The 10,058-nt window shown below is 42.0% G+C and carries 9 protein-coding genes; 1 reads left to right on the top strand and 8 read right to left on the bottom strand.

Features of this window, described 5'->3' with window-relative positions; translation table 11 throughout:
* Window positions 1-148: 148 nt before the first annotated feature.
* From ACFSCZ_RS09465 to ACFSCZ_RS09445, 5 genes are all read right to left on the bottom strand, one after another.
* Window positions 149-1,411: a peptidase gene (locus tag ACFSCZ_RS09465; RefSeq protein ID WP_380773679.1), complete on the bottom strand. Its 1,263-nt coding sequence runs from the start codon at window positions 1,409-1,411 to the stop codon at window positions 149-151.
* 13 nt (window positions 1,412-1,424) lie between these two features.
* Window positions 1,425-2,606 carry a thiolase family protein gene (locus tag ACFSCZ_RS09460; protein ID WP_380773678.1) on the bottom strand — a complete coding sequence of 394 codons (1,182 nt, stop codon included), beginning with the start codon at window positions 2,604-2,606 and terminating at the stop codon, window positions 1,425-1,427.
* Window positions 2,607-2,730: 124 nt separating this feature from the next.
* Window positions 2,731-3,384, bottom strand: coding sequence for a 3-oxoacid CoA-transferase subunit B (locus ACFSCZ_RS09455; RefSeq protein ID WP_380773677.1), 654 nt, complete (start codon window positions 3,382-3,384; stop codon window positions 2,731-2,733).
* Window positions 3,369-4,046, bottom strand: coding sequence for a CoA transferase subunit A (locus ACFSCZ_RS09450; protein ID WP_380773676.1), 678 nt, complete (start codon window positions 4,044-4,046; stop codon window positions 3,369-3,371). The genes ACFSCZ_RS09455 and ACFSCZ_RS09450 overlap by 16 nt, the downstream gene beginning before the upstream one ends.
* Before the next feature lie 172 nt (window positions 4,047-4,218).
* Window positions 4,219-5,571, bottom strand: a complete 1,353-nt coding sequence (locus ACFSCZ_RS09445; RefSeq protein WP_380773675.1) for an aspartate aminotransferase family protein — start codon at window positions 5,569-5,571, stop codon at window positions 4,219-4,221.
* Between the two features lie 190 nt (window positions 5,572-5,761).
* Here ACFSCZ_RS09445 and ACFSCZ_RS09440 point away from each other — a divergent pair, with 190 nt between their 5' ends.
* Entirely contained in the window at window positions 5,762-7,426 is a 1,665-nt protein-coding gene (locus ACFSCZ_RS09440; protein WP_380773674.1) for a PucR family transcriptional regulator, read from the top strand.
* 89 nt (window positions 7,427-7,515) lie between these two features.
* On the opposite strand, the gene ACFSCZ_RS09435 is transcribed toward ACFSCZ_RS09440, so the two are convergent.
* Genes ACFSCZ_RS09435 through ACFSCZ_RS09425 form a run of 3 tightly spaced genes read right to left on the bottom strand, consistent with a single transcriptional unit; the run spans window position 7,516 to window position 9,692 of the window.
* Entirely contained in the window at window positions 7,516-8,271 is a 756-nt protein-coding gene (locus tag ACFSCZ_RS09435; protein ID WP_380773680.1) for an ABC transporter substrate-binding protein, read from the bottom strand.
* A 39-nt stretch (window positions 8,272-8,310) separates the two neighbouring features.
* Entirely contained in the window at window positions 8,311-9,033 is a 723-nt protein-coding gene (locus ACFSCZ_RS09430; RefSeq protein WP_380773673.1) for an amino acid ABC transporter ATP-binding protein, read from the bottom strand.
* 2 nt (window positions 9,034-9,035) lie between these two features.
* Window positions 9,036-9,692: an amino acid ABC transporter permease gene (locus ACFSCZ_RS09425; protein WP_380773672.1), complete on the bottom strand. Its 657-nt coding sequence runs from the start codon at window positions 9,690-9,692 to the stop codon at window positions 9,036-9,038.
* Window positions 9,693-10,058: the final 366 nt, after the last annotated feature.

The raw sequence follows: 10,058 nt of genomic DNA, 5'->3' as shown, positions 1-10,058 counted from the left end.
CCTCAACACGGACAAAAACAAAGTCAATGGTGGCGCACATACTGAAACCAATTAAACAATGTGTATTCTTGTCGTATTTTGATTATGTCCATTTTTAGGGGGCTTGACCACTGTCACTTGTCGAAACATTTTAAAACAGGCGCTGCTCCTAATCCAACTCGCACCAATCAACAATTGTCCCTGCAATGATTTTAGCGGCTTCAAATATCTTCTCCACCTCGATGTACTCGTTTGGATAATGGGCGAGGCCGGTCGTTCCGGGGCCGAATACAATACTTGGTGTATCACCTACTTGGGTTAGCAGCCCGCCATCTGTTCCCCAAGGTGCAGCTTCAATAACAGGTTCTTTGTCAGCTACTTCTTTAAAATTCTCAATCAATGAATTCATCAAGGGGTGGCTTGTTGCAATTTCTCCAGGGACCCATCTGGCACCAAACCATTTGACTTCAATTGGATGATCCTTGAACCATCCATCTTTCTCCTCAAGCTTTTCCATCCATTCCTCCATTTCCGCCTGGACTGCTTCCATCTTTTCATTTGGAGCAATTCCGATTCTGCCTTCCAACTCTACGATGTCCGGAACGGAAGATGGCCAGTCTCCGCCTTTAATAGATCCTATATTAATGGGTACAGGAATAGGAATGGAATCATATAGCGGATCTGTTATTCTGCTGTTTCTGACTTTTTCTAATTCCTTTACATGTTCAGTCACAACAAAAGCTTTATCAATCGCACTTATCCCATGATATCTTGTGCCGCCATGTGCCGTTCGGCCCTTTACAATCAGGCGGAACCATTTTGACCCTTGCTGTTTTGGAAAAATTTTCATGTTCGTAGGTTCCGGAATGATGGCGGCGTCTGCTTTATATCCCTTAAGTATCGCATCTAACGTTCCCGCTCCGCCGCTTTCTTCTTCCACAACACTTTGAAATATAACGTCGCCTTTTAAGCGAAGTCCCAATGATTGGATAGCATCCAATGCGATCATTAACGAGGCATTGCCTCCCTTCATATCGGTAGCACCCCGCCCGTACAATTTTCCGTCTACGATTTTCCCGCTGTACGGTCCGTGATCCCATTGAGCATGGTCACCTTCAGGAACAACATCTACATGACCATTTAAAATAATGGATTTTCCACCGCCGGTACCTTTTAAAATCCCCACTACATTCGGACTGTCTGTAAACGTTTCGCGATTCGAATAGAAATAAGGATGCTTTTGCAATCTTTCTCCATCCAAATCCCAGACATCCACATCCATATCCAGGGCTTTTAAGAACTTTGCCACACTTTCCTGAACTTCCTTTTCATTTCCTTGTGTGCTCGATAGTTGAACAAGCTTTTGTAAAAATGTAATATGAGCTTGTCTGTTCTTATCGATCCATTGGTTGATGCTGTTTTTAACTGTCATGATTTTAGCTCCTTCATAAAGTCATATTTTCATAGATAACCGCAATCCCCATTCCTCCAGCCATGCACAGAGTTACCAGCCCGTACTTCGTTTTCGAGCGGATCATCTCATGGATCAGCGTGACACTTAATTTAGCGCCAGTTGCCCCAACAGGATGGCCGAGTGCGATTGCCCCACCGTTAACATTCACGCGGTTTTCCTTCAGACCGAGCTCCTTAATGACAGCAAGAGCCTGTGCAGCGAATGCCTCATTTAACTCAATCAATCCAATATCATCAATCGAAAGTCCTGCTTTTTTCAACGCTTTTTTAGTTGCAGGAACGGGTCCTATGCCCATGACCGAATGATGGACCCCTGCACTCGCATAAGCTTTTACTTTTACAAGAGGCTGCAGTCCCTCTTGTACCGCGCGTTTAAGGGACATCATCAATAATGCAGCTGCCCCGTCATTCATAGGACATGCATTACCCGCAGTAATGAAACCGTCCTCTTTAAACACCGGCCGTAAAGATGCTAATTTTTCTCTATCAATAGAGACCCTTACACTTTCATCTTTTGAAAAATATTGTTTCCCTTCTCTTGTCTGCCATTCAACTGGCACAATTTCGTCCAGAAATTTCTCTTCACTTATTGCCTTAGCAGCCTTTACATGACTTTTGAATGCAAATTCATCCTGTTCTTTCCGGGAAATACCATATTGTTCAGCCAGTCTTTCAGCGGTGAGCCCCATATGCTCCTGACCAAGCGAGCAGACAAGGCCATCAGCCATCAGCGCATCCTCCATTACAATATCCCCAAACTTTGATCCCCAGCGGCTTTTGACAATATAAGGAACATTGCTCATACTTTCCGTTCCGCCGACAACAATCGCCTCATTTTGTTCCGTTTGGATCGATGCCGTCGCATTAGTTATGGCCTTCAGACTCGAGCCGCACGCCTTAATCACGACATATGCCGGTGTTTCTTCAGGAAAGCCGGCTTGCTGGGAAGCAATTCTCGCAGAATTCAATCCGCCGCCGTGTACATACCCATGTCCTAAAATCACTTCTTCCACATCATTTTTTGAAAAAGAAGTCTTCTCCATCAGTTGGGTCAAAACTTGTTTACCAAGTTCGGCCGCTTCCACATTCTTTAAAGATTTTCCAAAAGCACCTACTGCTGTTCGTACGCCAGCTACAATAACTGCATCCTGCACGGTAAAACCCCCTACAATGATCACCCGCTGTTGTTCCGCCATTAACGAGTGGATTTCGATATTATGAGCTCAATGATTTCTCCGCTTCATTTCCTTGACATGTTTTATACAATAACGCCAAACCTTATTTTACACTTTCGGTAACATGTAGCTTCGCACCTGTGGCATGGATCACATCTTCAACGGTGTATGGATCTTTCACCTCTTTTAAAACCAATCCAAGATCCGTTACTTCGATGACAGCCATGTCTGTAATGATCAGATTCACACATTTCTCCGCTGTTAACGGGAGCGTACATTCAGTCACAATTTTTGGATTTCCATGTTTATCTGTATGATTCATCAGCACAATTACCTTTTTTGCTTTTTGTGCCAAATCAACCGCCCCGCCCATTCCTGACACAATTTTTCCCGGAACAATCCAGTTCGCTAAATCACCCTTTTCACTGACTTCAAATGCACCTAAAATGGTAATGTCCAACAACCCGCGTCTGATAATCCCGAATGCGTACGTGCTGTCAAAGTAGGACGCACCAGGCACGACAGTCATCGGAATACCGCCGGCATTGCATAAATTGGCATCTTCCTCACCTTTATTCGGAGCCGGCCCCGTACCCAGAACGCCGTTTTCAGCATGAAACATGACGTTTATATCAGAGGGGATATAATTTGCGACCAAAGTAGGAATCCCAATGCCAAGATTGACGATCATACCATCTTTGATCTCTTCAGCTGCTCTCTTGGCAATCTCTTCACGCACACTTACTCCCATGCCCATTCCCAGTTCACTCCTTCACTTTTTACTACAATGTCCACAAAGGCACCCGGTGTCACAATCTCCTCCGGGTCCAGCTCTCCAACAGGGACAATTTCATCAGCTTCCGCAATCGTGACCGTTCCTGCCATAGCCACCAAAGGATTTGTATTCCTTGCACTTTTATCAAAAATTAAATTCCCAAACTCGTCAGCTTTCTTCGCGTAGACGATAGCTACATCTGCAGTTAAAGGAGTTTCAATCAGAAAAGTCATCCCGTTAACAATGACTGTTTCCTTGCCTTCAGCAACCAGACCATCCACGCCAATATCCGTTAAAATCCCGCCGAGGCCTACACCGCCGGCACGAATCCGCTCAACCAGCGTACCTTGCGGCGAAAACTCAATATCTAATTTTTCTTCTTGCATGAACCTGCCCGCATTCGGGTTCGATCCAATATGTGATGCGATAAGCTTCTTAGCCCTTCCGGCCGTTATAAGCCGGCCGATTCCTACATGCGGAAATCCCGCATCATTGCAGATTATCGTTAAATTATCAATGCCGCTCTCCAAGATGGCATGAATTAAAGTTGGCGGGTTGCCAATCCCACCAAAGCCGCCAACCATTAGAGAGGAACCGCTTTTCAAACACCTAAGCGCTTCTTTTACAGATTGTACCTTTGTCATCGTCAACACCCCTCCACTTTTGTTTTTAAATAGGTTTTCAACCGTCCTGTTGCTTTAGATATTGCCGTGCGTCCAAAACATTTAGAATCTGCAATTCATTTACTCAAACTATAGAAATGATTAACCATTTTTCTATACATGGGCACATACCCAAACTTCCTAATCTCCGAATTCAGTTCCTTGTCAATTCTCCTGACAGTTCTTTTTCCACTTTCTCAAGGGCCACGGAAAACCTTCTTACAACTTCATCCACTTCTTCCTTTGTAATCGTAAGGGGCGGGGATAAGATGATTGCATCGCCGGTTAATCCGTCTTGTCCTGCATTTGCCGGATAGACGAGAAGGCCCTCTTCAAAATTGGCATTGACAATCCTGCTGGTGACATCTAATTCACGTGAAAAGGATGTCTTCGTTAATTGATCTTCTACAAACTCAATACCTAAAAATAACCCTTTTCCCCGAACATCGCCGATGATTTCACTTTTTTCCGCTAACTCACAAATTTTCCCTTTTAGATAAGCTCCCATCTCAGCGGAATTTTCAACGAGGTTATACTTCTCTATATAGTGCAATACTGCAAGCGATATTGCGGCAGATTGCGGATTGGCGCTGAAAGTATGGCCACTCATAACCACCTTGCTGCCACTGAACATCGCCTCCATCACTCGTTCACTTACAATGGTGGCAGCCATCGGCGTATAGCCGGCACTCATTCCTTTTCCAGTCGCTATAATGTCAGGGATCACACCAAAGTGCTCCATGGCAAACATTTTTCCGGTTCTGCCTATTCCCGTCATGACCTCATCGGCAATAAATAGTATGTCATACCGATCACAGACAGCTTTCATTTTTTGGAAATACTGCTCCGAAGGGGTTAAAGCCCCTCCTGCCGCGCCAATCATTGGTTCCGCAATAAATGCGGCAATATTGTCTTTACCGACTCTCAATATTTCTGTCTCCAGTTCTTGTGCATAGAAATCATCACATTCCTCTATTGTTAGATTGCCGGCATCCCGATAATAGTAAGGAGCTGAGACAGACGGGTAGTTTTCCAGCATGGGCTCAAAACGAGACCGGCGCTGGACATGGCCGGACATGGATAGCGCCCCCATCGTAATTCCGTGGTAGCTCATTCTTCTTGAGATGATTTTATTTTTTGTTGTTATTCCTTTTTCCTGCCAGTACTGAATCGCGATTTTCATGGCTGTTTCAGTCGCTTCAGATCCGCTGTTCACAAAGAAAGACCAATTTAAGTCTCCAGGGGCTATTTCACTGAGTTTTTTAGCCAACTGTTCAGCCGCCTCCGTTGTAAACTGCGATCGGTATACGAAGGATACCTTCTTTGCTTGTTCTGCCATAGCATCGATGATTTCTTGTACACCGTGTCCAATGCTTGCAGTTACAGCACCGGAAGATCCGTCAATGTATTGTTTGCCTTGTTTATCAAATAAATAAATGCCATTGCCATGCGTGACGCAAGGATATTTTTGACCTAAAACAGGTTTTATAAGAAACGATCTTGTCACTGAAATACACCCCAATACCGGAATAAAGTTCACATATATTACCATGTTAGTAAGCGTTTACTCTGATATACTTGATAATATATGTACTAGTAAAATTATATCCGAGCCAATGATGCCAATCTATTCGACTAAAATGCAAAAATCACAAGCGTTCATTGTACTCTGTGTATAAAACAGAGACAAGTAGGGGGTGTACGAAATAGCTATCAGTATACAAAAGGCACTTCAACTGCCAATTATGAAAAAAACAAAATTAGTAGCGGGTCATAAAGGAATAAATAATAGTATAAAATGGGTAACCATCGTAGAAGTTCTTGAAGACATCGGCCGTCTGCAGCCGGGGGAATTTTTAATTACGACTGGATTCGGATTATCGGAAAACGAGGAACAGCTTGAAGTATTCCATCAGCTGTTAAAATCCAAACTTCTGTCGGGAATCGCCATTTATACGAGCTTTTACATGAAGGAAATCCCATCCAGTTTTATTGAATTAGCCAATGAAAATGATCTGCCCTTAATCGAAATTCCAACTGACATTAACTTTTCAGAAATTACGAAAGCGATGCTGGAACAAATCGTCAATAACCAAATGCACTTACTGGAGCAGTCTGAAAACACACATAGGGAGTTAACAAACCTCATATTAAATGACCAGAGCCTGACGAAGGTTACCGAGAGGCTGGCACAATTAACGGACGCAAATATTATTGTCTACAACCAATTTTATGAAATAATCTATACAAATCATGATTTTCATCAAAACGGTGATATAACAGTTAATAAAACGATGGTTCGCACGGACGATCATCAACTTGATATCTCAAATCACCTGTTAACCAGCTTAAAGCGAGAGTCTAAGGTAAATTTTACTTTTGCACAACACGTTTCCACTGTTTACCCAATTATTGCAAAGAAATCCTGTTACGGTTGGATCGTCATGACAAAGCCGGTCGAACATTGGCAGGAGCTTGATGATATTACGCTGGAACAGGCAGCGCCGATCTATGCAATGGAATTTTTAAAAAAGCAGGCAATCGAAGAAACACAATTACGCATTCAAAGTAATTTTCTTGAGGATATTTTTAACAAGAATTATATAAATGATAGAATCATTATGGACCAGGCGCTAAAGCTTGATTATGACCTGTCTTTAAATCAATCCGTTTTTCACTTGACTTTTAAGCATCCCAAAGACATTGATGTCAATTTAATAGACAGACTTTATCAGTTAACTTGTAAGATTCTAGAACAAAATAATAAGCAGTATTTAATTCAAACAAAATTAAGCTCCGTCATCTTTTTGACGAATGTACCAGGAGAAACGTCTGATGAAAAATATAAACATTGCACAAATCTTGCAAAGGATCTATTAAAAAACTGGACTTACTATTTTCCAAAGGTCGATTTAATCATTGGGATTGGAAAACATTACGATAGGGTGGATGATTTAGGAAAAAGCGCCCGTGAAGCCCATTATGCCGTAAAATTGAGCGAGCTCATCAGTAATAACAGTATTGTCCATTACAATGATTTGGGAATGTACGATTTGTTACTGGATATGGATAGGGCAGGAATAGATCTAACATCTGTTTATAAGCAGCATATAAGCGGTATACTCAGTAAAAATAATAAAGAGCTTGACTTGATAGAGACACTGGACAGCTATTTTAGAAATAATCAAAGTATCCAACAAGCAGCGGAGGAACTGTATATTCACCGCCATACATTAAGGTACAGACTAAATCAGATCGAGAGCAGAACAGGGCTGAACATTAAGTCGACAGAGGATCTTCTGAAATTGCAGCTGGCCGTAATGGCATTTAAACTTGTCCATGTATTAAAAAAAGAGCCGTGATAAAGCGGCCGTCCATAAGAGAAGCATCTCCGAATTGTAGACTGTGTCCAAAATTCGGAGGTGCATTTTATGATGGTTCTTTTTCATCTCTATTTAGAAATATCCTCTCCAAAATACTTCTCACTGATTTTACCGTAAGTTCCATTTTCAATGATGGTGTTTAATGCTTCGTTTACGTCTTCCAAGAGTTTTTCATTATCTTTTTTAATGGCAATTCCCATTTGATCCAGGTAGATCGGCTCGCCGACTTGCTTGATTTTCAAGTCGTTTTCATTGATGGCATACATTCCAACGAGCTGGTCTGTCAACACTGCATCCAAACGCCCTTTTACCAACAAATCCTGAAGCGCAGTAACGTCACTGTCATAAGTTTTTACATCGTCGGTATATTCTTTTGCATTTTCTTCAAAAGTACTTGATACTACAACGCCGATAGTTTTGCCTTTCAAATCTTCTTCGCTTTTAATAGAATCATTGTCTTCACTTACGAAAATTTGTGCCCCTGACTCATAGTAAGGATCTGTAAAATTGACTTCCTTTAATCTTTCATCCGTAATTGCCATACTTCCGATGATGGCATCAAACTTGTCCGCCTGCAATGCAGCGATAATTGTTTGCCAAGGATTCGTCACTGGCTTCGGATTCATCCCAAGCTCTTCTGCAATTGCTGTACCAACTTCCACATCAAAACCAACCAGCTCATTATTATCCGTATAGTTAAACGGAGGATACAGACCACTTGATGCGAAAACAAAATCCTCTTTTTCCTCCCCGCCGGCTGCCATTTCGCTGTCTGCTGATCCGCATGCTGCCAAAAAACTCATTAAAATGAACCCCATGAACATGAAGTAAATCGACTTTTTCAAACTGATTACCCCCTATTTTTATAATACTTTTCCTAAAAACTGTCTGGCTTTCTCGGTTTGTGGACTTGTAAAAAACTGTTCAGGTGGGCTTTCTTCAGCGATTACGCCTTTATCCAAAAATACAATTCTATCAGCCACCTCACGTGCAAACCCCATTTCATGCGTAACTACTACCATCGTCATGCCTTCCTGGGCAAGTTCCTTCATTACATTTAATACTTCTCCAACCAACTCCGGGTCCAATGCTGATGTTGGTTCATCAAATAACAGGACACGAGGGTTCATGGCCAAAGCACGGGCTATCGCAACCCTTTGCTTCTGTCCACCGGACAACTTATCGGGATACACATGTGCCTTGTCATCTAGCCCCACCTTCTTCAATAGCTCCATCCCTTGCTGAATCGCTTTTTCTCTTTCCATCCTTCGGACAATAATAGGCGCCTCAATGATATTTTCAATCACCGTTTTATGTGGAAACAAATTGAAGTGCTGAAACACCATTCCAATATCTTCTCTTACCTTATTCAGTTTAATACTTGACGGGTCCACCATTGTTTCTTCAAACCAAATTTCCCCGTCATCTTTTTCTTCCAGATAATTCAGGCAACGCAGGAGAGTGCTTTTACCCGATCCGCTTGCCCCCAATATGACGACAACTTCCTGACTCTTAACCTCTAAATCTATTCCTTTTAATACATGTAAATCATTGAAGTACTTATGCAAATTTTTGACCTTTATCATATTCATACTCTCCCTGTGTCCAACCGTTTTTCAATTTTGTTCGTGATCATGGTGAAAATAACAATTAATATCAAATAATAGATTCCTGCTATTGTATAGAATTCCAGCTGTCTGAATGTGGCGGCTGCCTGACTCATGGAAAGGTTAAATATCTCTGTAATTCCAATGAAAGCTACAAGCGAAGAGTCTTTAAGGCCAATAATAAATTGGTTTCCAAGCGCAGGGATCGAACGTTTGAACGCCTGAGGGAAAATAATCCTTCTCATCGACTGCTTTTTTGTCATACCCAGAGCTTCCGCTGCTTCCATTTGGCCTTTATCAATCGATTGGATGGCTCCCCTAAAAATCTCTGCTATATAGGCCCCGCTATGAATGGCAAGAGCGATAGCTCCTGCCCAGAATGCAGATAATACAACAACTTGTGTAATCCCAAAATACAACCACATAATTTGTACAATCAGCGGGGTCCCGCGAATAATCCCAATATACAAATTCGCAATCCCAGAAAGAATTTTTTTATTCGACAGTTTCATCAATGCCACGAACAAACCAATGACACTTGCCAAGATAAGAGAAACAACTGTAATCTGCAAAGTAACCAACGCGGCATTCGTAAATCCGCTAAAAGTCGAAACCAAACTCTCAAAAAATTGTCCCATTTATACAACACCCTTTTTTAAAGTTGCTTAGACATCGAAACCTCTACAATTAACCTATCATCATGACCAAATATGATAGATAAAGCTTAACAAAGAATTGATAGCGATTTCATTATCCAATCCATCATAATGTGTGGAATCTTTTTATACACGTTGTATAAATGGGGAATCTCTTACCTCAAGTTGGATGCCTGTAAAGTCAGCTCACCCTGTAACTCCTTAGCTTGTGTATTCGACAATTTCCGGGGCGTGCCTGTGGTTGACCCCCTTATAATGGACACATGGTTTATACTGAAATACGACATAACGCAATTTTCCCGGAGGTAAGTGAATGATGTCAAAACAAAGAAACAGCCACCATAGTGT

The organism is Siminovitchia sediminis, from assembly GCF_042680885.1.
GTDB classification, from domain to species: domain Bacteria; phylum Bacillota; class Bacilli; order Bacillales; family Bacillaceae_C; genus Siminovitchia; species Siminovitchia sediminis.
The sequence above is the reverse complement of the archived record's forward strand: the minus strand, read 5'-3'. Positions and strand labels throughout refer to the sequence as shown.

Coding starts and splice junctions, on each gene's coding strand:
- ACFSCZ_RS09465 (WP_380773679.1), bottom strand. CDS start 1,411: ATGACAGTTAAAAACAGCATCAACCAATGGATCGATAAGAACAGACAA.
- ACFSCZ_RS09455 (WP_380773677.1), bottom strand. CDS start 3,384: ATGGGCATGGGAGTAAGTGTGCGTGAAGAGATTGCCAAGAGAGCAGCT.
- ACFSCZ_RS09450 (WP_380773676.1), bottom strand. CDS start 4,046: ATGACAAAGGTACAATCTGTAAAAGAAGCGCTTAGGTGTTTGAAAAGC.
- ACFSCZ_RS09435 (WP_380773680.1), bottom strand. CDS start 8,271: ATGTTCATGGGGTTCATTTTAATGAGTTTTTTGGCAGCATGCGGATCA.
- ACFSCZ_RS09430 (WP_380773673.1), bottom strand. CDS start 9,033: ATGATAAAGGTCAAAAATTTGCATAAGTACTTCAATGATTTACATGTA.
- ACFSCZ_RS09425 (WP_380773672.1), bottom strand. CDS start 9,692: ATGGGACAATTTTTTGAGAGTTTGGTTTCGACTTTTAGCGGATTTACG.